The sequence below is a fragment of the Ferruginibacter sp. HRS2-29 genome (assembly GCF_024343615.1).
GTDB lineage: Bacteria > Bacteroidota > Bacteroidia > Chitinophagales > Chitinophagaceae > Ferruginibacter.
The window spans coordinates 78189-102253 of the sequence record NZ_RJUB01000159.1 but is presented as its reverse complement, the minus strand read 5'-3'; the positions used below and the strand labels follow the sequence as shown (position 1 = coordinate 102253).

Sequence of the window (24065 nt, the reverse complement as noted above, 5' to 3'; positions counted from 1 at the left end):
ATTAACTGGTTATTTGCTGAATGATCTTTTCAAAACTTTCTTCTGTCAATTCTTTTGCGGGAGCGGTTGTTTTTGCCTGCCTGTAAAACGGCATGCGTTCTTTCAGCTTTTGCTCAATAAAAAAAAGCAGTTCCGCCTCATTCATATGGTTGATGAGCGGCCTTGTGCCTGTTTCTTTTTTTATATTTTCAAAAAGATAAACCGGCGGCGCTTCCAGGAAAATGGTATGCCCGTTGGCATTCATCCATTCCATATTACCCGCAAAACACGGCGCTCCGCCGCCGCATGAAATGATGCAGTCATCATTCGCGGCAGTTGCCCGCAACATCCTGGCTTCCATATCGCGAAAAAAATCTTCGCCTTTTTTTTCAAAGATATCCGGGATGAGAAGTCCGCAGGCATGCTCGATCTCTTTGTCAAGATCGATGAATTCCAGCTGGTGCACCTTCGCCCAAATTTTTCCCCAATGAGATTTGCCCGAACCCATGAAACCGAGAAGATAAATACGCATTCAGCAAAAATAGTGAATAGTGAATAGTCAATGGTCAATAGTGAATGGTCAATGGTGAAACTTTCGAAGTTTTTAATTGAAGCGAAATGTTCAGCTCCTGCATCCAATTCGTGATCTAACCAACAAAAATTCCCGCCACCGGCGGGAAAATTCGTGTAATTCGTGTAATTCGCTAAAATTCGTGTAATCAAATCACTTCTTCTTAAAATCCCCCCTCTTCCACGCTTTAATAAATTCATTCCACGCAAAAGGATTAAAAATATTCATCGGTGCCACCTGTCCTGCATAAGATAATTTAGTGGCATTCTGTCGCAAATATTGATTGGAAGCCTCCCGGCCATCCGAAGGCAAAGTAGCCATCAGCATACGTCTTGTGGCGGCATTCGTATTATTTCTTGCAATCGTGATCTCGTCATCCGGAACTTTGGTATTTAAAAAATCCCGCTCAAATTGTGCCTTGGTAGGCCGCGGTTTGATGATCGTTGCGGGAAGAAAGACCGTATCGGTCGTCATCAGTTGTATCAGGCTATGCTGGTTGCCTTCGAGGTTTCCGGGGATGTTTACCTCTATCGGTTTGTAACCCACGCTCGAAAACTGCACCTTATCCCCTTTCAAAACCACGATGCTGAACACACCTTTATCGTTGGTGATCGTACCCCGGTTCTGGCCTTTCACCATCACACTCACCGAAGGAATGCCCACCAGACTGTCGGAAGTCATCACCACACCATATAGTTGTACAACGGAATCTTTGAAACTTTCAAATTGCGCCTTGGCTGCTACAGGGGTAAAAAAAGAAAGTATGATAATGTATCGTAAAAATTTCTTCATATCGGTTTATCAAAGCCGGCATCAGTTGGCAGCTTACTGTTTTGAGTTTAACGGGTTCAATACTTATGCACTAATTGGGATCAATATATGACGGTTTACGATACAAAATTGATGCCTGTCCCAAAAATAACAACATTTCGCAATTGATAAACAAAGTAAAGCCTTCAATGTTTAATTTTGCGGGCAGAACTGTTTTTTAACAAATAATTGAACGATGACCAACGAAGCAATACTGAAGGCGCTGAGCAATGTGCAGGAACCCGACCTGGGGAGCGATATCGTCACCCTGAACATGGTAAAAGACCTTGTTATAAATGATAATAAAGTTTCATTTACCATCGTGCTTACCACACCGGCCTGCCCGATGAAGGATATGATGAAGAATGCATCGATCAATGCGGTGAAGCTCCTGGTGAACAAGGATGCTGAAGTGACCGTGAATTTCACCAGCAATACGAGCAGCAACCGCCAGGATCCGAAAACATTACTGGCAGGCGTAAAAAATATCATCGCGGTGGTGAGTGGAAAAGGGGGTGTGGGTAAAAGTACCGTTTCCGCCAATCTTGCGCTGGCATTGGCCGAAGGCGGTGCAAAAGTGGGATTGATGGATGCCGATATCTATGGCCCGAGCCAGCACATCATGTTTGGCATCCGTGGCGAAAGGCCGTTGATGAAAGACAATGGCGGTAAAGGTTTGATAGTACCGATCGAAAAATTCGGGATAAAAGTGATGAGCATCGGCCTCCTGATCGACGAAAAGCAGGCGGTAGTATGGCGCGGGCCCATGGTGAGCAGCGCTATCCGTCAGTTTGTAGGAGATGTGGACTGGGGCGAACTCGACTACCTCATCATCGATATGCCGCCAGGCACCGGCGATATTCACCTTACCATGGTGCAGACCGTGCCCGTTACGGGAGTGATCGTGGTAACCACTCCACAACTGGTGGCCATCGCCGATGCAAAAAAAGGGGTGGCTATGTTCGGACAGGCACAGCTGAAAGTTCCGGTGATCGGACTGGTAGAAAATATGAGCTATTTCACCCCTGCGGAATTGCCCGATAACAAATATTACATTTTCGGAAAAGATGGCGGAAAAAATCTGGCGGAAGAATTTGACATTCCTTTCCTGGGGCAGATACCATTGGTACAATCCATCCGCGAAGGCGGCGATATGGGCATTCCCAGCATGATGACCGATGATGATATCACCCGCAAAGCATTCATGGAATTTGCCGGGGCTTCAGTAAGGAGCATCTCCATGCGCAATGCGAACATCGCTCCTACGGAGATACAGGAAGTTTTGGTATAATAAAAACGCCTGTCATCCTGAGCTTGATTTTTGCAAGCTGTCATCCTGAGCTTGATTTTTCCAAGCTGTCATCCTGAGCTTGATTTTTCCAAGCTGTCATCCTGAGCTTGTCGAAGGATAGTTTAGTGACCGAGATCCTCCTTCGACAAGCTCAGGATGACAATGGGGAATTAAGGATGACAGTATAGAAGCTGAGTGATAAAAAGATAATATCTCAATAGGTATCATTTTTGTATTTTACCAGGTATGAAAAATATTTCAATAGTTTTTTTCCTTTCCGTTCTCATCGGCATTTCATGTAATTCTACAAAAAAAATGACCAGCAATCTCCCCGATACATTTGATGCGGAAGGCCATCGCGGCTGCCGCGGACTGATGCCGGAAAACACGATCCCGGCCATGCTGAAAGCATTGAGCCTTGGCGTTACCACACTCGAAATGGATGCCAGCATCAGCAAGGATAAAAAAGTGTTCCTTTCGCACGAACCCTTTTTCAATCACGAGATCACTACATTACCCGGCGGCGGTTCTATCGCGGAAGCGAAAGAACATGAGTACAATATGTATACTATGCCGTATGATTCCATCGCGACATATGACGTAGGTATGAAACCTCACCCCCGTTTTCCAAAACAGGAAAAAACAAAGGCGACAAAACCCTTGCTGGCAGATGTTTTTGACGCAGTAGCGGAAGATATCAAAATAAATAAAAGGCCCCGGCCATATTTCAATATCGAAACGAAAACAATGCCTGAAACAGACGGCGTTTTTCATCCCGGCCCGGAAGAATTTGTAGACCTGCTGATGGAAGTTATCAAAAAGAAAAACATGGAAGATTGGGTGATCATACAATCATTCGATTTCAGGACACTTATTTATTTGCATAAAAAATACCCGCATATCAAGACCGCGATGCTGGTGGAAGCTACCGATAAAAGAAGTTTCAGGAAACAGCTCGATGACCTTGGCTTCACCCCTACCATCTATAGCCCCGCCTACGAAATAGTAACACAAAATCTCGTCAACGAAAGCCACGAAAAAAAGATCCGCATCATTCCATGGACGGTGAATACGAAGCAAAAGATTATGGAATTGAAAAGCTGGGGAGTGGATGGGATCATTTCGGATTATCCAAACCTTTTTAATGGATAATGGATAATTTACTTTCGGATTGTTACACGTTCAATTTGTAATAAGTATTTTCTTACTAAAACATTATCAATTATCCATTATTAAATTATCCATTACTTCAGCCACTCTTTCGCATTCTTATAGAGCAATTTCTCACTCAATGAAGCTTCCAACTTCATTTCCTCAATCATTTTCCCCGGATGATGCTCTCCTAGCGGAAACGGGTAATCGCTGCCGAGGCATATTTTATCTTCTCCCATAACGTCAACGATGAAACGAAAAGCTTTTTCGTCGTGTACCAGGCTGTCGATCCAGAATTGGCCGATATAATCTCTCGGGTTGATGGCATTATCGATGGCCACCAGGTCGGGGCGCACATCGAAACCATGTTCGATCCTGCCGATGGTCAAAGGGAAAGAGCCGCCGCCATGTGCAAAAGCGACTTTCAGTCGGGGAAATTTTTCAAACACCCCGCCGAAGATCATCGAACAGATCGCTCTCGAAGTTTCAGCCGGCATGCCTACCAGCCAGGGCAGCCAGTATTTTTGCATCAGCCCCTCACCCATCATTTCCCAGGGATGAACAAAAAGCGAGCAGCCAAGTTCTTCCGCTCTTTTGTAAAAAGGGAAAAAAGACGGATCGCTTAAATTCAACCCGTTGATGTTGCTGCCTATTTCCAGGCCGGGCATTTTCAATTCCTGCACACATCGTTCCATTTCCCTGATCGCCAGGTCGACATCCTGCAAAGGGACTGTACCGATGCCGATGAAACGTTGATCGTCCTTCGCCACCGTATCCGCGATGTGATCATTGAAAAAACGGGATGTTTCCGCCCCATCAGCAGGTTTCGCCCAATAATTGAACAACACGGGGATGGTTGACAGCACCTGCACATCCACCGATGTTTCCTCCATTTCTTTTTTGCGCAGCACGGCATCAAAACAATTTTCTTCTACCTCCCGAAATAGTTTATCGCCCTTCATCATGCAGGCTTTGCAATTGCGGTGCTCCAGGTGTATGAATTCCCCATACCCGAATTTCTGCACCCAATTGGGCATTTTGCCGGGCATGATGTGAGTATGTATGTCAATCTTCATTTGTTCAATGTTGAAAGTTGATGGTTGAAAGTTAACCTAAGAATATCGAAATCCTTTTTGCTCTGAAGCTCTTAAATATTTTATAAATGATGTTATTTTTTTACTCAAAAATTCACATTTGAGCAAAAACTCATCATAGGTATTTTTATCGATATGATTTCTATCATTCGCCCCTATGTAACTGCGAACGAACTTCTCCATTGAATCCTTTTGAAATCAATAAAAAATTGATGAATTCCTTGTTTCCTGATCGTTCAAACCCTTCGGCAATATTGTCCATCACCGATCCCGATGACCTGCTGATTTGATTTCGTAATTCATAATCTTTCGAAAAAGTACCCTCTGTGTAAGCAAGATACAATTCGTTCGCCTGCTCCCTCGCAAGTTGCCATATCTCCAATTCTTCAAATCTTGAAACTGTTGCCATTCTAAAAACATTTCTAATCTAACATTCTTTCAACCTTCAACTTTCAACCTTCAACTTTCAACCTTCAACCTTCAACCTTCAACCTTCAACCTTCAACCTTCAACCCTGCCTCACTGGCGGCGCCATCACAGCCCCACACTTCGAGCAGGTGCGTTTATTTTCATCATTATAAAACCCTTCCATCACCGGCGGCAATTGTTTTACAATATCCGATACATGCAGATGTTCTTCGTATAATTTATTGCCACAGTTTTCGCAGTACCAGAGAAAACCATCCTCTTCGCTTTCGCGGACTTTCTCTATCACCAGCCCTACCGTACCGGCTCCACGCTGCGGGCTATGCGGCGTTTTGGGCGGCAGCAAAAAAAGATCGCCTTCGTTGATGGCAATATCTTTGGGCACCCCCTCATCGATGATCTTCAAAACGATATCGCCCTCCACCTGGTAATACAACTCCTCACTTTCATTGTAATGATAATCCTTACGGGCATTTGGCCCTCCTACTACCATCACGATGAAGTTTTCCGCTTCTTTATAAATACATTGATTGCCCACCGGGGGTTTCAGCAGGTCACGATGTTCATCTATCCACTTTTTGAGGTTGAAAGGAGCGATAACTGGCATAACAATAGATTTTAGATACGTAAGATAATATTAAATGGATAATGGATAACGGGATAATGGATAATGTTTTCAACCCGCAGGTCTTTACTATTTTTGAAGGTACTATTATCCGAAAACATTATCCATTATCCATTAAACAATTATCCATTATAACTACCTTCGCCCCATGAATCTTGCTATTCCATTTCATCTAGAAAATCTCATCGGGGGCAATTTTATAGGCCCTTTAAGCGGGCAATTCATCAACAATATCAATCCTGCTACCGCGGAGGTGTACGGACAGATCCCCAATAGCAATGAACAAGATGTGCAGCTCGCAGTAAATGCCGCACAGAAGGCATTGGAAGAATGGAGCAATACCCCTGCAGAAAAAAAATTCATTGTACTGAACCGCATCGCCGAACTGATCGATGAGCATGCGGAAACTTTCGCCCTTGCGGAAACAAACGACCAGGGAAAACCGCTCTGGCTCAGCAAAAAAGTAGATATCTACCGGGCTGCAGCCAACTTCCGTTTTTTTGCCACAGGCGCCCTGCATTTTTCTTCCGAAAGCCACGCGATGGAAAATACCGCCATCAATTATACCTTACGCCAGCCAGTGGGGGTAGTCGGCTGCATTTCCCCCTGGAATCTCCCATTATACTTATTCACCTGGAAGATAGCACCGGCGCTGGCTGCAGGCAATTGTGTAATTGCGAAGCCTTCGGAAATAACACCGGTGACGGCTTTTCTTTTAGGAAAAATATGTGCCGAAGCAGGATTACCGGCGGGTGTATTAAACATCCTGCATGGCGATGGCCCATCCTGCGGGGAAGCTATTGTAAAACATCCGGGCATAAAAGCCATTTCATTTACAGGCAGCACCAGGGCGGGTGAACAGATAGCCCGCATTGCTGCGCCCATGTTTAAAAAATTATCACTTGAACTCGGGGGCAAAAACCCCAACATTATTTTCGCTGATTGCAACTGGGAAAAAATGATGGAAACAACCATGCGTTCGTCGTTCAGCAACCAGGGACAGATATGCCTTTGCGGCAGCAGGATATTGATCGAAGCATCGGTGTACGAAAAATTCAAAACGGAATTCATACAAAGAACAAGATCATTGACCATCGGCGATCCGCTGGAAGATAGCAGTCAGCAAGGTGCGATCGTAAGCAAAGTACATTTTGATAAGATCATGAATTGTATTGCTCTCGCAAAAGAAGAAGGCGGGACTATACTGGCTGGTGGAAATGCTGTACAACTACAGGGACGATGCGCCAATGGATATTTCATCGAGCCAACCATCATCGAAGGCCTTGGACCGGATTGCAAAACCAATACGGAAGAGATATTCGGCCCTGTTGTTACACTGCAACTATTCACTACCATTGAAGAAGCATTGCAATTGGCAAATGCCACTTCTTACGGACTTGCCTCCACCATTTGGACGCAGGATATCAGCAAGGCAAATATCGTTGCATCCAAAATAGAAGCAGGTATTGTGTGGGTCAACTGCTGGCTGCAACGCGACCTGCGCACGCCTTTCGGTGGAGTAAAAAATAGTGGTGTAGGAAGGGAAGGTGGCTGGGAAGCGATGAAGTTTTTTACGGAGGCGAAGAATATTTGTGTGGAATTTTAATCTCTACCGCAGAGAACGAGAGTGGGCAGAGTTTTCGCAGAGTGATCTTCTCGGGTAATCTCTGCGCAAACTCTATTTACTCTTGTTCTCTGCGGTAGAAAAAAAATAACGAATGAACGAAATCATCAAAACCGAAAATGCCGCAAAGCCACTGGGCGCCTACCCACACGCACGCCGTGCAGGAAATTTATTGTTCCTCTCAGGCATCGGCAGCCGCCAGGCAAGTGACAATAAAATCCCGGGATTGGAACAGGATGCAGAAGGAAATATTTTAAAATACGATATCGAAGCCGAATGCCATTCCGTATTCGCCAACGTGAAAGCCGTGCTGGAAGCCAGTGGAAGCAGTTGGGACAAGATCATCGATGTCACCGTTTTTCTCACCAATATGAAAAAAGATTTTCCTGTTTATAATAAAATTTATGGCGAATATTTTTCCGGTGTGGAAGCCTGCCGCACAACAGTGGAAGTGAAAAGTCTTCCTACTCCAATCTGTATCGAATTAAAAGTGATTGCCCTTATTGATTAAATCATAACAACCCATAACCATCATAATAATCTGCGTTCCAACAAATGAAATTTGAAAACAACTTAGACTTCGCAAAGCATCTCGATGACAAAGACGAACTGAAAAGCTTTCGCGATAAATTTTATATCCCGTTGGTAAATGGGAAGGAATCAATTTATTTTACCGGAAATTCTCTTGGCCTGCAGCCTAAGACCACGCAGGATCATATCCTCAACGAACTGGAAGATTGGGCGAATTATGGTGTGGAAGGCCATTTTCACGCACGCAATCCCTGGATGCCCTATCATGAAAAATTTTCCGGGCAGCTGGCGGATATTGTAGGGGCATTGCCGCATGAAGTGGTCGCCATGAACCAGCTCACGGTGAATTTACATTTGCTGATGGTGACTTTTTACCGACCTACCAAACAGAAATACAAGATCATTTGCGAGGCTAAAGCTTTTCCATCCGATCAGTACGCACTCGAAAGCCAGGTAACATTGCATGGATTTAATTATGAAGATGCAGTGATAGAGATCGCCCCCAGGCAAGGCGAATACAACATCCGCACGGAAGATATTTTATCGGCCATTGAAGCACATAAAGAGAGCCTTGCGCTGGTATTATTTGGCGGGGTAAATTATTATACCGGCCAATTTTTCGATCTTAAAACGATTACCGAAGCTGCCCATAAAGCCGGTGTAGCAGCTGGTTTCGACCTGGCGCATGCCGCAGGAAATGTTGAACTTCAACTGCATGAGTGGGAGGTCGATTTCGCGTGCTGGTGCAGCTACAAATACCTCAATTCAGGCCCCGGTGGTGTTTCAGGCGTTTATATCCACGAACGTCATGCTACCAATCCTTCGCTGCCGCGGTTTGCCGGCTGGTGGGGTTATAAAAAAGACAGTCGCTTTGAAATGCATAAAGGCTTTGAAGCCATCCCTACTGCGGAAGGTTGGCAACTCAGCAATGCACCGGTATTGAGCATGGCTGCCCACAAAGCATCACTCGATATTTTTGAAGAAGCGGGTATGGCAAGGCTGCGGGCAAAAGGAAAAGCATTGAGCAGTTACCTCATGTTCATCCTCAACGAGATCAACGAAGATTCGCCGGAGAAACTGATCGAGGTAATAACACCGGCTAATGAGAATGAACGCGGTTGCCAGGTAAGCATGCTGATGTTGAAAGATGGAAAAAGAATTTTTGAAGCATTGAAAAAACACGGCGTACTCGCCGACTGGCGTGAGCCCAATGTAATAAGAGTGGCGCCTGTTCCTCTTTACAATAGCTTTGAAGATGTGTCAACAGATTTGGCGAAACGATCCAATCATTTTTTGAAAATTAATCTCACCCTGTCAGCCTGAGCTTGTCGAAGGCGATGCAACATGCCTTCGACAAGCTCAGGCTGACAGTACTATCTAAAAGATATAGTATGCAAAAAGAAGTTGTTATCATCGGCGCAGGCCTTGTAGGCTCACTGTTATCCATCTATCTTTCCAAAAGAGGATACAAGATCACCATCTACGAACGCAGGGCAGATATGCGTATTGAAAAAGTGGCCGCGGGCCGCTCCATCAATCTCGCTTTGAGTGATCGTGGCATCAAGGCTTTGGAGGAAGTGGGCATCATGGATGAGATCAGGAAGATCTCGATCCCGATGCATGGAAGGCAACTGCATTTCGCCGATGGCAGCAGCGCTTACCAGGCTTATGGAAAAGACGGGCAATACATCAATGCGGTATCCCGCGGCGAACTCAATAGTTTGCTGATGGACCTCGCCGAAGAAAATGATGTAAAAATATTTTTCAATGAAAAATGTGAATTTATCGATTGGGAAAACAACGAAGCGCATTTTGTAAATGGCCTCGATGAAATTACCAGCACCGTAAAGGCCGATCTTATCTTCGGCAGCGATGGCGCCTACGCGGCCTCCAGGCTTACACACCAATTGCAGCACGACAGGTTTCAATACCAGCAACACTTCATCGATTTTGGTTATAAAGAACTCACCATACCAGCCAATGAGAATGGAAGTTTCAGCATAGAAAAAAATGCGCTGCACATCTGGCCCCGCGGCAATTATATGCTGATAGCCTTACCGAATATGAATGGCAGCTTCACCTGCACGTTATTCTTTCCTTTTGAAGGTGAGCCTTCATTCGCCTCACTGACCACAAAAGAAAAGATCAACGATTTTTTTGAAAACACGTTTCCTGATGCAAAAAAACTGATGCCTACATTGGTAGATGATTTTTTCAACAATCCAACTTCATCGCTCATTACGGTAAAATGTTTTCCCTGGATCCGCAATGATCAGTTTGCGCTCATCGGCGACGCGGCGCACGCCATCGTTCCTTTCTTCGGACAAGGCATGAATTGTGGATTTGAAGACTGTTCGGTATTGAATGAACTCATCGACAAACACAAAGAAGACTGGCAGAAAATTTTAAACGAATACCAGGAATTGCGCAAGCCCGATGCGGATGCAATTGCTGATCTCGCACTGGCCAACTTCGTAGAAATGCGGGACAAAGTAGGCGACGCAACATTTTTATTGCAGAAAAAAATAGAGGCGAATTTCAGCAGCAAATATCCCGACAAATGGACACCGGCTTATAGCCTTGTTACATTCAGCCCGCAGATCCGCTACAGCGAAGCTTTACGCAAAGGCAATGCGCAGCAACAGATCATGGATAAAGTAATGCAGACAGACAACATCGCGGAGAAATGGAACAGTACCGAAGTGGAAAATCTTATGCTTCATTTATTAAAAGAAAATAGTCGTGTATAAATTACCTTACTACACAGAAAATGACCAGGAAAAGGTTTTATCGTTCATCAAAGAAAACTCGTTTGCGTTGGTAACCGGCTCGGATGGCGAATATCCTGTGAGTTCCCATCTTCCGCTTGATATTATTGAAGAGGCCGGTAAACTTTTTTTCACCGGCCATTTGATGAAAAAGACAAGCCATCATTTCGCTTTTGAAAAAAACGAAAATGTATTGGTGGTTTTCCATAGCCCACACGCCTACATTGATGCAAACTGGTATGGCAGTAAGGCCGTTGCCAGCACTGTGAATTATATTGCAGTACATGCCAAAGGAAAAATAAAATTCACGGATGATGCCGGTACTTATGAAGCGATCAAAAGTATCACTGACAAACATATCGGCACCGACAGTGCGGCATCTTTCAACAATATTCCGAAGGAATATACCGATGCGATGCTCAAAGCTATCATAGGATTCAGGATAGAAGTGGTATCGATGGAAAATGTTTTCAAGCTTAGCCAGAACAGGAATGAGGAAGACAGAGCCAAGATCATTTCTCATCTGGAAGAAAGAAATATCGGCGGCGATGCTTATATTGCCGGAGAGATGAAAAAACTATTCACTAAATAACATTTCAAAATTTAATATCCCTATAGTCTAAATTCTTACTTCTGTCAGCCTGAGCTTAGTTTACCCTGAGGAAGTGAAGGGTCGAAGGCAAACCAGAACACCTGAGCCCGCCTTCGACAAGCTCAGGCTGACCGTACATAAAAACTATTACTTTTGCAGCAGCAAAAAAACACAAATGCACCGCAATACACTCATACAGCATATCAAAGAAAAAAAATCCTACCTCTGTGTTGGCCTCGATACCGATATCACCAAACTCCCCAAACATTTGCAGGGCAGACCAGGTGCCGTGGTGGAATTCAATAAAGCCATCATTGATGCCACCAAAGACCTTTGTGTTTCCTATAAAATAAATACCGCTTTTTATGAAGCCCTTGGCAGCAAAGGCTGGCAGGCAATGGAAGAAACTGTGGCCTACATTCCGGAAACACATTTCACCATCGCTGATGCCAAGCGTGCAGACATCGGCAACACTTCTTCGCAGTATGCCAAAGCCTTTTTTGAAACGATGGATTTTGATGCGGTAACGGTAGCGCCATATATGGGGGAAGACAGCATCCGGCCGTTCCTCGAATATGACAACAAATGGGCGATTGTGCTGGGATTGACCAGCAACAAGGGCGCTGCAGATTTTGAAATGCTGAAACTGGTATCGGATAACGGTAATGAACACCTGCGTTCTGAATTTCTGTATGAACATGTACTCAAAACCATTTCTTCCTGGGGAACACCCAACAACCTGATGTTTGTGGTAGGCGCTACGCAGGCCACTGAATTTGAAAATATCCGCCATATCATTCCCGAGCATTTCCTGCTGGTACCGGGCGTTGGTTTCCAGGGCGGCAGCCTGGAAGACATCAGCAAACATGCGCTGAACAAGGATGCCGGGCTGTTGGTAAATGCCAGCCGTGCGATCATTTTCGCCGGGGGCGGAGAAAATTTTGCAGAAGAAGCGAGAGAGATCGCGTTGCAGTATAAAACTGAAATGGAAAGCTATTTAATGGATAATGTTATAATGGATAATGGATAATGTTCATTCGAAGAGAGTGTATTATTCATTATCCATTATAACATTATCCATTACTGCCCTGTTTAGTTTTTCTGCCCATTTAAAATACTCCTTTTTGCCCGGATGCAACCCATCTCCGGCTACCATTCCTTCTTCGTTTGAATCTGCCCTTTGCGCTGTGGTGATATCAATGAACGTTACATGATAGTTTGCTGAAACAGCTTTACACACTGCGTTGTATTGGTCGATCTCTTCCGCGATCTTTTGTTGATCCCTGTCTTTGGCAAATGGCGTGACTCCCCAATCAGGAATGCTCAATACAAAAACATGGGCTGCATCATTTCCCGCGAAGCCGATCGCCTGCTGAAGCAAACCGGTAAATTCTTTTTCAAATTCTTCCACGCTTCTGCCACGGTATTGATTGTTTACACCAATGAGCAACGAAACGACATCATATTTTTCGAGGAACGTATGCTGCGTAATTGCTGCAGAAAGTTCATCGGTAGTCCAGCCTGTTTTGGCGATGATCTCCGGCGCCGAAAAGGCATATCCCTGCTGCCGTAGCATTTGCACGGTTTGATAAGAAAAATTTTCTGCCGGCAAAACAGCTTCACCGATCGTGTAACTATCGCCGAGGGCGAGATAGGAATAAGTATAATTCATTAATGGATAATGTTATAATGGATAATGTTTTCGATTGGAATATCGTCCGCAATGGAAAGTTATGACAAAGGGAAAACATTATCCATTATCCATTTTACAATTATCCATTATCAATAGTTCATCGCCAGCTTCAACTTCCCCCACAGCTCCGTATCAAAACTCGAAGGCCCCGCTACTGAACTCCCGGCATCATCGCCGAGCCGCACTACCACTACATTCAGGCTGGGAACTATGTATATCTTCTTGTCATCTTTTCCCAATGCCATAAACATATCTGCCGGTGCGCTGGTATTGAGGGCGGTTGGAAATACCACCTGCGATTGCGGCAGCATGAAAGATGCTTTGCCATTGAGCCACCAGAGATAACCGTACGATTTATTGTAATCCTGCGAAGTATTCACCATGGCGTTGTAGTAGTCCGTATCGCTCAATAATGTTGTTCCGTTCCACTTTCCTTTTTCGAGTATCAGCGAGCCAAAGCGGGCGGCTTCACGGGTAGTGCAGTACATGATATAATTCAGCCAAAAGGCGCCCGGCATGCCGATCTTGTCAAACAGTTTTGCCTTGCAATAGGCATTAAACGTCTGACCTGCCGCAATGCCTATCAGCTTTTGCACCAGGTGATAGGGCGCATTATGGTAAGCCCATCGGGTACCGGCGTCGGCTTTATACACCAGGCAGGCCGGATCGGTGCAATCCACATCCGCTACCCCATCGTCCAGCCCGGTGGTCATGCTGAGCTGATTTTTTACCGTAATAAGATTCTCTTTCGCCAACGGCAAAGAAGTCCAGCCGGTACCCAGGTAAGCGGAGGTTTTGCTGTTGATATTGATGAGCCCTTCCTGCTGGGCAATGCCTGCCACGAAGCCAACCACGCTCTTCCCGGCGCTGGCAATATAGTAGCGGGTATCTTTTGTCCAGCCGTTCCAATATTGTTCCTTTACGATCCGTCCGTTTTGTAATACGATCAGCCCGTAAGTAGCTTTGGTAGCGGCATAATCAAATGCTTCCTGTAGCTTCGTTTCATTCCAGTTAAGTGAAGCGGCGGTTTTGGTCGTCCACTCATCGCTGCTGAGCGGGGGATAATAATACGCTTCGGGGGTTACAGGTGGTGTTACCGGCGGGGTAACGGGAGGTGTTACCGGTGGCACCGGGTCAGGTGTTTCGCTTTTGCTGCAGGAAACGGCCACCAGCAGTAGCAATAAGTAGAATAGGTTCTTCATACTTCAATTAGTTTGCCTATAGACTGAATAAATCATAAAAGTTTAAACTGGCAAGTATTTTTCTAATCACCAGACTCAAAGCTCACTACAGCCCACAACAATTGATCTTAATAAAATTCCAATAACCGTAGGTCGTTACGCCGTACTTCCCTTCGCACAAACTATCAATGTTTGCAGAGCGGCCTCAGCCGGTGGGGTTCCACCGCAGGTGGAATTGCCCTGAATCGCGAAGCGGTATTCTGGGCAAACCAGCGGGTGCAGTCGCGGCGCAAACAATCGGCCCTACGGCCGTGGAGTATAACAGATCGCCACCTAAAGATAGCAATGAATTATGTTGAGTATTGGCTTTTGTAAAAACTTCTTAATAGTCTGAAGTTCATTTAATATCAAAGCAAATTTTTGTTTAAAATCTTTAACACTCCACGTCCGCTGGAATCCCGCAGTACAGTGCGGATTGTACCGAGGCTGCACCTGACAGCTTTATGCAATATCTGTAAAACGAACAATGATCAATTATAATCATCATCCTAAATATCTGCGTTCCGTTCTTTTCCCGCTTTGCGGGAACCCATCCAGTTGCCCGATCCATTTGCGGCAAATAAATAAAGGGATCAATCCGATAATCCCGAATGAGCAGTCGATCAAAATATGGAATATGGGTATCTGACGTATAGGGCCGGCGATGAATGCCAGCGGGATCACGGCAAAACAGGCGATGATTGCCCAATCGATCACCCATTTATTCCGCACAGGGTCCTTATACGGGCCAATAAAGGCGCTGGCGATCACCAGGTGGGCAAATGCCAGCCAGTCGTACCCATAGGCCAGCATGGGGTATTGGCTGTTGGTGGCTTTCAGCGCTTCGTAACAGCTTTGTAGCCATGGTTCTAAACCATCGGGCACCAGCCCGGGATGAGCGGTCAGCCAGGCCAGTTCCGACTCTGCCGGAAAAGCAGTGATCCCGCTCAGGGCAAGGGAAATCATGAAAAAAACAAGCAGTATCCTTATCTTTTTGAGTAATGGCATACAAATGACTGTTGAAAATTTAGCCAGCCGGAAAATAGGGAGTATATTTGCCCCGCTTTGCCGGATAAAGATATACCTTCTACCGCTGATAACGAGAGGGAGCAGAGTTTACGCAGAGAGTACGCTCAGCGTAAACTCTATTAACTCATGTTCTCTGCGGTTGCAGAAAACCTGCACTGCTAATGACCGGGATCGCCGTTCATTATTAATTATTAATTATTAATTATCAATTTGTTCTTATGGCCGCTAAAACCGACAATTTCCAGAGCCCGGATTATTTCAACGTAGATGAGTTACTCACCGAAGAGCACAAGCTCATCAGGGAGAGTGTGCGCAATTATGTAAAGAAAGAAATTTCGCCCATCATTGAAGAATATGCACAGAAGGCAGAATTTCCGCAGCAGATCGTAAAACAACTGGGTGATCTCGGCTGTTTCGGCCCTACTGTTCCGGAACAATATGGCGGTGGCGGACTGGATTACATCGCTTACGGATTGATGATGCAGGAGCTGGAACGTGGCGATAGCGGCGTACGTAGTACAGCCAGTGTACAAGGTTCGCTCGTGATGTTCCCGATCTACCAATATGGCAATGAAGAGCAGCGTAATAAATATCTTCCAAAACTGGCCAGCGGCGAATGGCTGGGTTGTTTTGGACTTACCGAACCCAACCATGGCAGCGACCCGAGCAGCATGCTTACCAATATTAAAGATGCCGGTGATCATGTAATATTGAATGGCGCCAAAATGTGGATCAGCAATGCGCCGTTTGCACAGGTAGCTGTTGTATGGGCAAGAAATGAAAATGATGAGATCCAGGGTGTGATCGTAGAACGTGGTATGGAAGGTTTTACCACCCCCACTACGCACGGCAAATGGAGCCTGAGGGCGAGCGCTACCGGCGAACTGGTATTCGACAATGTGAAAGTTCCGAAAGAAAATATCTTACCGAATGTAAAAGGATTGAAAGGGCCGTTGGGTTGCCTTACCAAAGCCCGTTATGGTATAGCCTGGGGCGCAATAGGCGCTGCGATGGATTGTTACCATATCGCTTTGGAATACAGCAAAGAAAGGATCCAGTTTGGCAGGCCGATCGGCGGTTTCCAGCTACAGCAAAAAAAGCTGGCTGAAATGGTCACCGAAATTACCAAAGCACAGCTCCTCAACTGGCGCCTGGGTGTATTGATGAACGAAGGAAAAGTAACGCCTCAGCAAGTGAGCATGGCCAAAAGAAATGCCTGCGAAGTAGCTACGAATATTTGTCGCGATGCACGACAGATGCTCGGCGGAATGGGCATTACCGGCGAATACCCGGTGATGCGCCACATGATGAATTTGGAAAGTGTGATCACTTATGAAGGGACGCATGATATACATCTGTTGATAACGGGGATGGATGTGACGGGGTTGAATGCGTTTAAATAAAACCCCCTCCGCCCCCTAAAGGGGGAACTGATGATGGAGGAGATGGCCTCACCAACCCCTCCAGGGAGGGGCTATGGATGGAGAAGAGGCCTCCCCAACCCCTCCAAAGGAGGGGCTATGGATGGAGAAGAGGCCTCCCCAACCCCTCCAAAGGAGGGGCTATGGATGGAGAAGATTATGTTATTAGATTATGATTTAATTAAAAACTTCAAAAATGGATTTGACTTCAAATAATAATGACGTTCCAACTCCCCCCTTGGGGGGCGGGGGGGCTATCGCCGTCATAGGCGCAGGCACCATGGGAAACGGCATTGCGCATGTATTTGCACAAAGTGGATTTTCAGTAACCCTCATTGATCTGAATGCTGATCAACTGCAAAAAGCGCTGTCAACCATCGGCAAAAATCTAGACAGGCAGGTAGCAAAAGGAACATTGACTGAAGAGCAAAAAACTGCTACGCTCAATAATATCAGCACAGCTTCTGATATTGCCGAAGGAGTTAAAAATGCCCGGCTGGTGGTGGAAGCTGCTACAGAAAATACCGATCTTAAACTGAAGATATTCAAACAGCTGGATGAAGTGGCGCCCGAAGGATGCATCCTCGCTACCAATACCTCTTCCATTTCCATCACCAAAATAGCGGCGGCTACCAAACGCCCCGAACTGGTGATCGGCATGCACTTCATGAACCCCGTGCCGGTGATGAAGCTGGTGGAGATCATTAATGGGTATGCTACCAAAAAAGAAGTGACGGATACCATCGTTGAGTTGAGCAAACAATTGGGTAAAGTTCCCTGTGCGGTAAATGATTATCCGGGTTTCATCGCCAACCGCATCCTGATGCCGATGATCAACGAAGCCATCTACAGCCTCTACGAAGGTGTGGCCGGTGTGGAAGAAATAGATACCGTCATGAAACTCGGCATGGCGCACCCGATGGGACCTCTGCAATTGGCAGATTTCATTGGGCTGGATGTTTGCCATAGCATTTTAAAAGTATTACACGATGGATTCGGCAATCCGAAATATGCTCCTTGTCCGTTGCTGGTGAATATGGTGATGGCCGGGAAATTAGGGGTTAAATCGGGGGAAGGATTTTACAAACACACCCCGGGCAGTAAAGACCTGGTGGTGAGTGAAAGCTTTAGGAAATAAGGAATAAGAAATATAAAATAAGAAAGTAGAAATGCAGTTCGTAAAAGATGTTACCGTCTTTACAAACTGCATTTCAGTTTTGAGCCAACTCCTCACTCATCACTCATCACTCATAACTCATCACTCCTCCCTCACAGCTCCGCCTTTCTTGCCTGTACCAGTGCCACAAACTCATCAATTCCGGTAAGCGCTGTACCCAGGCTCATGTGGTCGCGCTGTTGATCGAGCATGCTTTGCTGGCCATAGTTGCCCTGTTTGTTGAGCAGGTTGGTAAGTTTCAGTTCGTACTTCTTCAGTTCGTTCTGAAGGCTGGTCTTAGCCCGCCCATCGGGCATGTTACCAATAGTCAAGGTAAGCCCATCCACTTTATCCTGCGTATCCTGCAGGGTGTTCTCATAACTAGGGCCGTCGATCGAAGCCTTTTTATTATCCTGGTTAAGCTCGAAGCGTTCAAACTCTATCTGAAGGCGTTTGTCTTCTGCTCTTGCAATGGCTGTATCGCAGTCTGCGATTGTTAACAGCGTTGAAATTGAATTAATCATGTCTGCAAATTTTAAATTGTTAAATAATAAAAACCTGTTTTCATAGTGATGAAGTTCTTTGATACTGCCCGTGGCACCGGGCGGATGCTGACCTGGGTTGTGTGCCGCAACCTGGTTAAGAACTCCTTCGTGATACGTGGATCTTAAAAACTGTGCTCTTCCAGAAACTGGCGAAGCACTTCTACCCCTGCGCTGAGTATTTTTATCTGCAATTGATTGGTGAGTTGTACCAATTCATCGCAGCTTATCAATTTTTGGTGAACCCGTTCTGTCATTTCACCCGCGGAAATTTGCATGCCCGCATGCTCTATCACCGGCTTTATTCTCTGCCATTTTTCCAATGCCCCTTGTGCTATCAATGCTTCTTCTTTCAGTTCGGGCAGTTGCAGTTCCAGTTTCCGCTTTTGATGGAGCATGGTGATCAATCTGCCCCGGCAGTCTTCGCCGAATTCGAGCCAACGGCTTTCAGGTATTTTTGTCCCTGTTATATAATTTGTCTTATTGCTTTCCGTATTTTCTTCTGCCTGCTCCAGCAGATCCTTCAGCTGAAGGAACAATGTTTCGGCCTCCTCACTTAATGGCCGCTCCAGCCGTTCGGCCATATTGATCTGGCTTCGGGTAGTTTTAAAATACCGGGCAAGTTCCATCTGCGTAAAACCGTACTTTATTCTGAAATTTTTCAATAAAAGAATGTTGAGATGATCTGCCATGTTATTTTGATTCATAATCCTGATTTTATTTTCAATTGTGCCAACCTCCATTTTTTTTCGCCTCTGGCACGTTTGATTTTCAAATCAATTGTGCCATTGCCTGTTTTTTTCCGATGATGGCACAATCGATTTTATTTTTTGTTTTTTTAATATTCCCGTTTTTCAAAATCCTTTTCCCGCCGCCTTTTCTACGCACAAAGGAACGGTGGATTTTGGCCCTTTTTTGTTGTAATTGTTGTTACAACAAGCCTTAAACTCAATACCAGTGCGGAAATAAATTTTGAAAAAAAGTTTTGAGGTGGCAGTATTTTCATGATTTTGGAATAAATTGATCACCAAAACAGTTGCGGCCCGTCTGTTTTCAGTAGCCCAAACCCTTAAATCCGCAAATAATTACCTCATGGACTATCAATTAGACAGCATTGTACAAATGCTCCGTACATCACTTTCCCCTTCGGAAATATCCAAAACCGATGACCCCGAAAAATATGTAACTACTAACGCACAGGAGATACAAACCCTTCTCGACAATCAATTGGATGAGTTGAAAAAGCAGATCACATCGCCGCCGATCGATGAGTGTTACAAGGGGCCTGTTGTGTATGCTGATAAAGCAATGCTCTTAGAATTTATTCCGCGGCTACAGCGGGATACTATTGCTGCGCTTAATGAACTATATGCCATAACGCATTCAGCAGAATACGAAAACCTGCCGACGCCGCTAATTGATTTTTATAAAGGCATTACAGAAAAGCTGAGTGCTTTTCTTGACAGGTTGCTGACAGATTTTGCCCGGTTCAAAAACATGCAGTATAATATACCCCACTTTCACAGGGAAGAACTGAAGATAAAACTGAGGCCGGATTATGATGCCTTTGTAAGTATTATGAATGAAGAACCGATGGCGCTGATGTTGAAGCTTAAATTGCTTAGCAATTTTTATATTTTCATAAACCCCGGGGATGAGTTGTCTTATGAAAAACTTAAGATGATGGAACTCTTCATCAGCAAAGCGGTTCCGGCGTATGAGTTGCTGCACAGAACAAAAGAAGGTATCACTTCTATTTTGCCTGAGATTGGAAAAGATATTTATTCCGAATGGCTGGATCTATATTATATCGAAAGCCTGGCGCTCGAAGCTGAAAGGCTGGATACTACCGCCGCCCAGATAATTTATTACCATCGCCGGCTGACCACACTCAAGCAGCTACTGGCCGATGATACAAAATATCAATCCGAAGAATGGCAACAGTCGATGAACAGGATCATCCGCTGGATAGAACTGGAAATACCGCTTGCCGAAAAAAAGCATTTATATACCCCGGTGCAGCCGCCTCTGCAAACTGCAGCTGTTGCAGCTCCTCCGTTGTCGCAAACCGGCATGGATGGGCTGCCCACCAGTATGAACACTACCCTAACCGTACACGAATGGTCGATGCTGCTGGATGCTGCGGTAAATACCGGGCTGGTGAAAGACAGCTTCTGGGCCGGGGCAGTGAAACTGAAAGAGTGGGCAAAATCGCAATCGGGGAAAGAGCTGGACCCAAAAAGCCTGCAGGCCAAGAAGAATATGTACGATCAGGGGGTAAGGCGGAGGTTGATTGATAAGGTGAAGAAGGTGTTGGAGGAGTTGCAGGAGGGGTTGTGAATGGTGAAAAAGATAGAAGAAAAAACTTGCCGGATAATTTTATTGATGAATACTTGCCAATAATTTCATAAACCTATCTGCCTTCTCTTTGGTATTGATGATTTGGTGCAAAGAAGAACGAACGGCACGCCTTGATGCACCTTTCTTTTCGGATGGAGACGGAATAATTGTTGCTTTTCGCGTAAGGAAATCAAGCTGCCGTTTTAATTCTTTTGTCATGATACTAAGTTAGAAAATATTAACGCAAATCAAATTATAAATGCGTAATTTAATTACGTAAATTTGAGTAGTATGTTTGCAACTAAATTAAAGAAATCCATTGCCAAAGGCGATTTTGTTACGCTGGAAGAAGCAGTCTTCGACCGGGAAGCTGATCTTGTGAGCAGATGTGAAACTGCAGTAAACATGGTTATTAAAAAAGTACTTACACTGCAGGAAGCGTTGGAGGCGTATGAACTCTCCTTTGAGCAATATTCAGACTACATTATGTTGAACAGCAAAGGAGCCGGAAAGCGTAACCCTTATATTAAAGAAAAATAACTTTACAATATGCCAAATAAAATGCAAGAACGGATAAATGAAATAAAATACCTGGCGAGTGTTGCAGACAAAACTATGCAACCGGCTGAACCAAAAGCTGCTCCCAGTAGTTTGTCAAAGGTTATCAGAAATTCGAAAGAAGCTGAAAGATTTATGAATGATTTGAATAATTCATTCAGGCTCGCAGCAAAAAAATAATTTCACAAAATAATTTGTAAGGCCTGATATAAATCAGGCCTTTTTTATTGCCCTCACTTTTTTTGTCTACCACCTGGCCTGCAGGCCTGCAGTCTTTCTATGAGTATATCCAATTTAAAGTCAGGGAAAAACCTCCTTGATTTTAGGGAATTTTCTCCCTTTAAATATCCCGCTCTTTCAAGTACACTTGTATCCATAACCATTACAATTACTACTCGTGGAAAAACCATCCACCACGGCCGCAATATCAAACGCTTCCGCGAAATGCTCGGCATCAAGCAGGAAACCCTTGCCCTCTCGCTCAATGAAGCCTGCCCTGAGCCTGCCGAAGGGACGTGAAACCAGAAAAAAGTATCGCTGCTGGAAGCCAAGGAAGTGGTGGAAGAGCTGCTGCTGCAGGAAGTGGCGAAGGAGTTGAAGGTACCGGTGGAAGCGATAAAGAATTTTGATGAGGAAACCGCAATAATCAATATTCAAAATAACTACGAAGGATCAAATCCTGGCGCTACTGCTGTGAATGGAGGAAATCATAACTACAATTGTACTTTCAATCCATTGGATAAGTTGATTGAGTTGGTGGAGAAGAATGAGAAATTGTATGAGGAAGTGTTGAAGGTGGAGAGGGAGAAAAATGCGTTGCTGGAGAGGATGCTTGCGAATAAATAAGAACTTATTGATTGCAGAAATAGTTGAATGCCCCAGTGAGGGGCATTTTTATTTTACGGTTTTTAGATTTGCAATTTTGAAAGGGAATTGGTAGTATTGAGGTGCCGTAACCTTATGTTCTTCACGGGGGATTAATTTATTCAATAAGATATAGTTGTATTTGCGAAGCTTGAGCGAGGTTCGTATATTTATGAGTTGGTGGCAAGCTTATTCGACAACCACTAGCACAAACAAAGGATAATGGAGAAATTTTTAGAGAAATTATTTGACATAAAGAAGATCCCAACAAAATTACTTTTTGTAATATGGTTAAGTTCTGGACTAATTCTGTTTGTGCCGCAAAAGTTCTTGACAAAGCTCAATTTGGCAGACTTTCTAAAAGACTACGGTAAATATATAGGGATTGCATTTTTGGTAAGCTCTGCTTTTCTATTAGTAAACCCTTATTAATTATTTGGGCAGACTTATTTCAAGAAAAAGGCTGACAAAGAGAATCCGAAACTCTATTCTAAAGGATATCAAATATTTAGACGTCCACGAAAAAGCATTGCTACGGGAATTCTATATAAACAATAAGCAAACCTTGCAAATGCCATTAGACAATGAAACAGTTGTCGGACTTATAAATAAACACATCATTTATCAAGCGCCGAGTACAGGGTTTACTTATCTACATGGAGTTTATTTTCCTTATTCAATGACAGAAATAGCTTTAGACAATCTGACTCTTGACCAAATTGATTTACCACAAAATCCAACGGAAGAAGACAAACATCGAATAATATCACTGAGACCTAATTGGGCAAAAGAAAAAAGTAGAATAGAAGACTTGTTCAATTCAAGATGGTAGAGCCTGCCACTAACATTGCATCTTTTACACTTTGGCAATAAGTGTGGATAGTGTAAAGTGAAATACAAATGGTATTACTTACTAGACGAGTGGATAGGCCTATAAAAGTGGGCAAATATGTTAGAAGAATTAAACAATCAGCCATGACACAACTGGTGGACTAAAACCTCCAACAACATGGGGTTTGCTGCAAGGCCGGCTGGACATTGGAGCAATTGGTCATTTTATCGCTGTTGTGCTTCATCTGGGCTGGACAAACATCGCCGGACTTTTGTTTATTACCCTGTACTTTTATATCTTTAATCAACAGCTGGGCTGGACGAGCTATGAATTCCGGCCCTGCAGCACCCCCTGCCCGTTATGCGTCATGCTATTGAGCATTCTGATGTTAAAACATGACCTCACATTTTACACCTTAACACACCAATAAATTACAATGGACATTTATAAACAAATTGAGATAGAAATAGCCCACAAGCATGGGGCAGTTGCAGAAGGGACTAAAAAAGCAATTGGCGACTTTTTACTTAATAATAATATTCACCAACCCGTCAATGTAAAAAGTAACAATTTGGCAAAGAAAAACTATTCGCCCAATATTATTTCTGCGATGAAACTTATCAAGTGGTTACAAGAAGAAGGTAATGAACTGTATTTCATCTTCGTGGATTACAATATAAATGAAGACGGACTTAAAATGGTCAAAGATTCTGGCTTAATAGCCATTCAAAATATAAGTTGGAATTGTCTTACTATTGAAGCTCAAGGCTGGGGAGTCATCCAAATGTGCAGACCATTAGAAGTAGATATGAAACAGGATTTGAAAGGATTTTTTGCAGGGATGAAGAACGCATATGAAATTTATATGGCTAAAGAAGCCAAAAAAGTAGAAATCATAAAAGAAATGATAAAGGATTTCTAAAAAGATAGTAGACATCTCGAAAATC

30 protein-coding genes are annotated in these 24065 nt (G+C 44.3%); 19 read left to right on the top strand and 11 right to left on the bottom strand.

From position 1 onward, the window contains the following. Position 1 precedes the first annotated feature (1 nt). The gene (locus EGI32_RS19775; RefSeq protein WP_255157394.1) at positions 2–511 is read right to left on the bottom strand and encodes a shikimate kinase; all 510 of its coding nucleotides are present in this window, start codon (positions 509–511) and stop codon (positions 2–4) included. Positions 512–703: 192 nt separating this feature from the next. After that, on the bottom strand, positions 704–1342 hold the full coding sequence (locus EGI32_RS19770; protein ID WP_255157393.1) for a carboxypeptidase-like regulatory domain-containing protein: 639 nt from the start codon (positions 1340–1342) through the stop codon (positions 704–706). A gap of 214 nt (positions 1343–1556) precedes the next feature. Here EGI32_RS19770 and EGI32_RS19765 point away from each other — a divergent pair, with 214 nt between their 5' ends. Together EGI32_RS19765 and EGI32_RS19760 are read left to right on the top strand one after the other, a co-directional pair. Beyond that, entirely contained in the window at positions 1557–2651 is a 1095-nt protein-coding gene (locus EGI32_RS19765) for an Mrp/NBP35 family ATP-binding protein (protein WP_255157392.1), read from the top strand. Between the two features lie 315 nt (positions 2652–2966). Continuing rightward, positions 2967–3803, top strand: a complete 837-nt coding sequence (locus EGI32_RS19760; protein WP_255157391.1) for a glycerophosphodiester phosphodiesterase family protein — start codon at positions 2967–2969, stop codon at positions 3801–3803. 92 nt (positions 3804–3895) lie between these two features. Here EGI32_RS19760 and EGI32_RS19755 read toward each other — a convergent pair whose 3' ends face one another. The 3 genes from EGI32_RS19755 to EGI32_RS19745 form a co-directional block, all read right to left on the bottom strand. After that, entirely contained in the window at positions 3896–4879 is a 984-nt protein-coding gene (locus tag EGI32_RS19755; RefSeq protein ID WP_255157390.1) for an amidohydrolase family protein, read from the bottom strand. A gap of 163 nt (positions 4880–5042) precedes the next feature. Beyond that, positions 5043–5306: a four helix bundle protein gene (locus EGI32_RS19750; protein WP_255157389.1), complete on the bottom strand. Its 264-nt coding sequence runs from the start codon at positions 5304–5306 to the stop codon at positions 5043–5045. A 99-nt stretch (positions 5307–5405) separates the two neighbouring features. Continuing rightward, positions 5406–5930 (bottom strand): 3-hydroxyanthranilate 3,4-dioxygenase, encoded by a 525-nt coding sequence (locus EGI32_RS19745; RefSeq protein WP_255157388.1) that lies wholly within the window; start codon positions 5928–5930, stop codon positions 5406–5408. Positions 5931–6096: 166 nt separating this feature from the next. Between EGI32_RS19745 and EGI32_RS19740 the strand changes: the two genes are divergently transcribed. The 6 genes from EGI32_RS19740 to pyrF all read left to right on the top strand — a co-directional run bounded on the left by EGI32_RS19740 (position 6097) and on the right by pyrF (position 12493). After that, positions 6097–7554 (top strand): aldehyde dehydrogenase, encoded by a 1458-nt coding sequence (locus EGI32_RS19740; protein WP_255157387.1) that lies wholly within the window; start codon positions 6097–6099, stop codon positions 7552–7554. 112 nt (positions 7555–7666) lie between these two features. Continuing rightward, a complete protein-coding gene (locus EGI32_RS19735) occupies positions 7667–8083 on the top strand; it encodes a RidA family protein (protein WP_255156687.1) in 417 nt (138 codons plus the stop codon). A gap of 44 nt (positions 8084–8127) precedes the next feature. Further along, positions 8128–9426 (top strand): kynureninase, encoded by a 1299-nt coding sequence (gene kynU, locus EGI32_RS19730; protein WP_255157386.1) that lies wholly within the window; start codon positions 8128–8130, stop codon positions 9424–9426. A 68-nt stretch (positions 9427–9494) separates the two neighbouring features. After that, on the top strand, positions 9495–10853 hold the full coding sequence (locus EGI32_RS19725; RefSeq protein ID WP_255157385.1) for an NAD(P)/FAD-dependent oxidoreductase: 1359 nt from the start codon (positions 9495–9497) through the stop codon (positions 10851–10853). Next, on the top strand, positions 10846–11463 hold the full coding sequence (locus tag EGI32_RS19720) for an FMN-binding negative transcriptional regulator (protein ID WP_255157384.1): 618 nt from the start codon (positions 10846–10848) through the stop codon (positions 11461–11463). The genes EGI32_RS19725 and EGI32_RS19720 overlap by 8 nt, the downstream gene beginning before the upstream one ends. Positions 11464–11638: 175 nt before the next feature. Beyond that, the gene (gene pyrF, locus EGI32_RS19715) at positions 11639–12493 is read left to right on the top strand and encodes an orotidine-5'-phosphate decarboxylase (protein WP_255157383.1); all 855 of its coding nucleotides are present in this window, start codon (positions 11639–11641) and stop codon (positions 12491–12493) included. 21 nt (positions 12494–12514) lie between these two features. Here pyrF and EGI32_RS19710 read toward each other — a convergent pair whose 3' ends face one another. The 3 genes from EGI32_RS19710 to EGI32_RS19700 all read right to left on the bottom strand — a co-directional run bounded on the left by EGI32_RS19710 (position 12515) and on the right by EGI32_RS19700 (position 15384). Further along, on the bottom strand, positions 12515–13135 hold the full coding sequence (locus EGI32_RS19710; protein WP_255157382.1) for an SGNH/GDSL hydrolase family protein: 621 nt from the start codon (positions 13133–13135) through the stop codon (positions 12515–12517). A 110-nt stretch (positions 13136–13245) separates the two neighbouring features. Beyond that, a complete protein-coding gene (locus EGI32_RS19705) occupies positions 13246–14358 on the bottom strand; it encodes a serine hydrolase (RefSeq protein ID WP_255157381.1) in 1113 nt (370 codons plus the stop codon). Between the two features lie 522 nt (positions 14359–14880). Then, positions 14881–15384, bottom strand: coding sequence for a hypothetical protein (locus EGI32_RS19700; protein ID WP_255157380.1), 504 nt, complete (start codon positions 15382–15384; stop codon positions 14881–14883). Between the two features lie 239 nt (positions 15385–15623). Here EGI32_RS19700 and EGI32_RS19695 point away from each other — a divergent pair, with 239 nt between their 5' ends. From EGI32_RS19695 to EGI32_RS19685, 3 genes are read left to right on the top strand one after another with little or no spacing between them, the layout of a single operon-like run. Continuing rightward, the gene (locus tag EGI32_RS19695) at positions 15624–16808 is read left to right on the top strand and encodes an acyl-CoA dehydrogenase family protein (protein WP_255157379.1); all 1185 of its coding nucleotides are present in this window, start codon (positions 15624–15626) and stop codon (positions 16806–16808) included. 30 nt (positions 16809–16838) lie between these two features. Further along, on the top strand, positions 16839–17042 hold the full coding sequence (locus EGI32_RS19690) for a hypothetical protein (protein ID WP_255157378.1): 204 nt from the start codon (positions 16839–16841) through the stop codon (positions 17040–17042). Next, positions 17023–17964, top strand: coding sequence for a 3-hydroxyacyl-CoA dehydrogenase family protein (locus EGI32_RS19685; RefSeq protein WP_255157377.1), 942 nt, complete (start codon positions 17023–17025; stop codon positions 17962–17964). Before EGI32_RS19690 ends, EGI32_RS19685 begins: the two co-directional genes overlap by 20 nt. Before the next feature lie 131 nt (positions 17965–18095). Here the strand turns inward: EGI32_RS19685 and EGI32_RS19680 are convergent, their stop codons facing one another. Next, positions 18096–18506 carry a hypothetical protein gene (locus EGI32_RS19680; RefSeq protein WP_255157376.1) on the bottom strand — a complete coding sequence of 137 codons (411 nt, stop codon included), beginning with the start codon at positions 18504–18506 and terminating at the stop codon, positions 18096–18098. A 143-nt stretch (positions 18507–18649) separates the two neighbouring features. Continuing rightward, positions 18650–19231: a hypothetical protein gene (locus tag EGI32_RS19675; RefSeq protein WP_255157375.1), complete on the bottom strand. Its 582-nt coding sequence runs from the start codon at positions 19229–19231 to the stop codon at positions 18650–18652. Between the two features lie 385 nt (positions 19232–19616). Between EGI32_RS19675 and EGI32_RS19670 the strand changes: the two genes are divergently transcribed. After that, the gene (locus tag EGI32_RS19670; RefSeq protein ID WP_255157374.1) at positions 19617–20864 is read left to right on the top strand and encodes a hypothetical protein; all 1248 of its coding nucleotides are present in this window, start codon (positions 19617–19619) and stop codon (positions 20862–20864) included. 39 nt (positions 20865–20903) lie between these two features. On the opposite strand, the gene EGI32_RS19665 is transcribed toward EGI32_RS19670, so the two are convergent. Next, a complete protein-coding gene (locus tag EGI32_RS19665) occupies positions 20904–21083 on the bottom strand; it encodes a hypothetical protein (protein WP_255157373.1) in 180 nt (59 codons plus the stop codon). Positions 21084–21155: 72 nt separating this feature from the next. Here EGI32_RS19665 and EGI32_RS19660 point away from each other — a divergent pair, with 72 nt between their 5' ends. The 7 genes from EGI32_RS19660 (at position 21156) to EGI32_RS19635 (ending at position 24040) form a co-directional block, all read left to right on the top strand. Continuing rightward, complete coding sequence (locus tag EGI32_RS19660; RefSeq protein WP_255157372.1) at positions 21156–21404, top strand: hypothetical protein; 249 nt, start codon at positions 21156–21158, stop codon at positions 21402–21404. 9 nt (positions 21405–21413) lie between these two features. Further along, the gene (locus EGI32_RS19655; RefSeq protein ID WP_255157371.1) at positions 21414–21602 is read left to right on the top strand and encodes a hypothetical protein; all 189 of its coding nucleotides are present in this window, start codon (positions 21414–21416) and stop codon (positions 21600–21602) included. Positions 21603–21701: 99 nt separating this feature from the next. Beyond that, positions 21702–21941, top strand: coding sequence for a hypothetical protein (locus EGI32_RS19650; protein ID WP_255157370.1), 240 nt, complete (start codon positions 21702–21704; stop codon positions 21939–21941). Positions 21942–21977: 36 nt separating this feature from the next. Continuing rightward, positions 21978–22268, top strand: a complete 291-nt coding sequence (locus tag EGI32_RS19645) for a hypothetical protein (RefSeq protein WP_255157369.1) — start codon at positions 21978–21980, stop codon at positions 22266–22268. 240 nt (positions 22269–22508) lie between these two features. Continuing rightward, positions 22509–22718 (top strand): super-infection exclusion protein B, encoded by a 210-nt coding sequence (locus tag EGI32_RS21445; protein WP_369681690.1) that lies wholly within the window; start codon positions 22509–22511, stop codon positions 22716–22718. 4 nt (positions 22719–22722) lie between these two features. Further along, entirely contained in the window at positions 22723–23118 is a 396-nt protein-coding gene (locus tag EGI32_RS19640) for a super-infection exclusion protein B (protein ID WP_255157368.1), read from the top strand. A 436-nt stretch (positions 23119–23554) separates the two neighbouring features. Then, positions 23555–24040: a hypothetical protein gene (locus tag EGI32_RS19635; RefSeq protein ID WP_255157367.1), complete on the top strand. Its 486-nt coding sequence runs from the start codon at positions 23555–23557 to the stop codon at positions 24038–24040. Positions 24041–24065 lie beyond the last annotated feature (25 nt).

What these genes read in the sequence shown, in the direction of transcription:
- EGI32_RS19775 (WP_255157394.1), bottom strand. Translation starts at nt 511, where the DNA reads ATGCGTATTTATCTTCTCGGTTTCATGGGTTCGGGCAAATCTCATTGG.
- EGI32_RS19770 (WP_255157393.1), bottom strand. Translation starts at nt 1,342, where the DNA reads ATGAAGAAATTTTTACGATACATTATCATACTTTCTTTTTTTACCCCT.
- EGI32_RS19765 (WP_255157392.1), top strand. Translation starts at nt 1,557, where the DNA reads ATGACCAACGAAGCAATACTGAAGGCGCTGAGCAATGTGCAGGAACCC.
- EGI32_RS19760 (WP_255157391.1), top strand. Translation starts at nt 2,967, where the DNA reads ATGACCAGCAATCTCCCCGATACATTTGATGCGGAAGGCCATCGCGGC.
- EGI32_RS19755 (WP_255157390.1), bottom strand. Translation starts at nt 4,879, where the DNA reads ATGAAGATTGACATACATACTCACATCATGCCCGGCAAAATGCCCAAT.
- EGI32_RS19750 (WP_255157389.1), bottom strand. Translation starts at nt 5,306, where the DNA reads ATGGCAACAGTTTCAAGATTTGAAGAATTGGAGATATGGCAACTTGCG.
- EGI32_RS19745 (WP_255157388.1), bottom strand. Translation starts at nt 5,930, where the DNA reads ATGCCAGTTATCGCTCCTTTCAACCTCAAAAAGTGGATAGATGAACAT.
- EGI32_RS19740 (WP_255157387.1), top strand. Translation starts at nt 6,097, where the DNA reads ATGAATCTTGCTATTCCATTTCATCTAGAAAATCTCATCGGGGGCAAT.
- EGI32_RS19735 (WP_255156687.1), top strand. Translation starts at nt 7,667, where the DNA reads ATGAACGAAATCATCAAAACCGAAAATGCCGCAAAGCCACTGGGCGCC.
- kynU (WP_255157386.1), top strand. Translation starts at nt 8,128, where the DNA reads ATGAAATTTGAAAACAACTTAGACTTCGCAAAGCATCTCGATGACAAA.
- EGI32_RS19725 (WP_255157385.1), top strand. Translation starts at nt 9,495, where the DNA reads ATGCAAAAAGAAGTTGTTATCATCGGCGCAGGCCTTGTAGGCTCACTG.
- pyrF (WP_255157383.1), top strand. Translation starts at nt 11,639, where the DNA reads ATGCACCGCAATACACTCATACAGCATATCAAAGAAAAAAAATCCTAC.
- EGI32_RS19710 (WP_255157382.1), bottom strand. Translation starts at nt 13,135, where the DNA reads ATGAATTATACTTATTCCTATCTCGCCCTCGGCGATAGTTACACGATC.
- EGI32_RS19705 (WP_255157381.1), bottom strand. Translation starts at nt 14,358, where the DNA reads ATGAAGAACCTATTCTACTTATTGCTACTGCTGGTGGCCGTTTCCTGC.
- EGI32_RS19700 (WP_255157380.1), bottom strand. Translation starts at nt 15,384, where the DNA reads ATGCCATTACTCAAAAAGATAAGGATACTGCTTGTTTTTTTCATGATT.
- EGI32_RS19695 (WP_255157379.1), top strand. Translation starts at nt 15,624, where the DNA reads ATGGCCGCTAAAACCGACAATTTCCAGAGCCCGGATTATTTCAACGTA.
- EGI32_RS19690 (WP_255157378.1), top strand. Translation starts at nt 16,839, where the DNA reads ATGATGGAGGAGATGGCCTCACCAACCCCTCCAGGGAGGGGCTATGGA.
- EGI32_RS19685 (WP_255157377.1), top strand. Translation starts at nt 17,023, where the DNA reads ATGGATTTGACTTCAAATAATAATGACGTTCCAACTCCCCCCTTGGGG.
- EGI32_RS19680 (WP_255157376.1), bottom strand. Translation starts at nt 18,506, where the DNA reads ATGATTAATTCAATTTCAACGCTGTTAACAATCGCAGACTGCGATACA.
- EGI32_RS19675 (WP_255157375.1), bottom strand. Translation starts at nt 19,231, where the DNA reads ATGAATCAAAATAACATGGCAGATCATCTCAACATTCTTTTATTGAAA.
- EGI32_RS19670 (WP_255157374.1), top strand. Translation starts at nt 19,617, where the DNA reads ATGGACTATCAATTAGACAGCATTGTACAAATGCTCCGTACATCACTT.
- EGI32_RS19665 (WP_255157373.1), bottom strand. Translation starts at nt 21,083, where the DNA reads ATGACAAAAGAATTAAAACGGCAGCTTGATTTCCTTACGCGAAAAGCA.
- EGI32_RS19660 (WP_255157372.1), top strand. Translation starts at nt 21,156, where the DNA reads ATGTTTGCAACTAAATTAAAGAAATCCATTGCCAAAGGCGATTTTGTT.
- EGI32_RS19655 (WP_255157371.1), top strand. Translation starts at nt 21,414, where the DNA reads ATGCCAAATAAAATGCAAGAACGGATAAATGAAATAAAATACCTGGCG.
- EGI32_RS19650 (WP_255157370.1), top strand. Translation starts at nt 21,702, where the DNA reads ATGAGTATATCCAATTTAAAGTCAGGGAAAAACCTCCTTGATTTTAGG.
- EGI32_RS21445 (WP_369681690.1), top strand. Translation starts at nt 22,509, where the DNA reads ATGGAGAAATTTTTAGAGAAATTATTTGACATAAAGAAGATCCCAACA.
- EGI32_RS19635 (WP_255157367.1), top strand. Translation starts at nt 23,555, where the DNA reads ATGGACATTTATAAACAAATTGAGATAGAAATAGCCCACAAGCATGGG.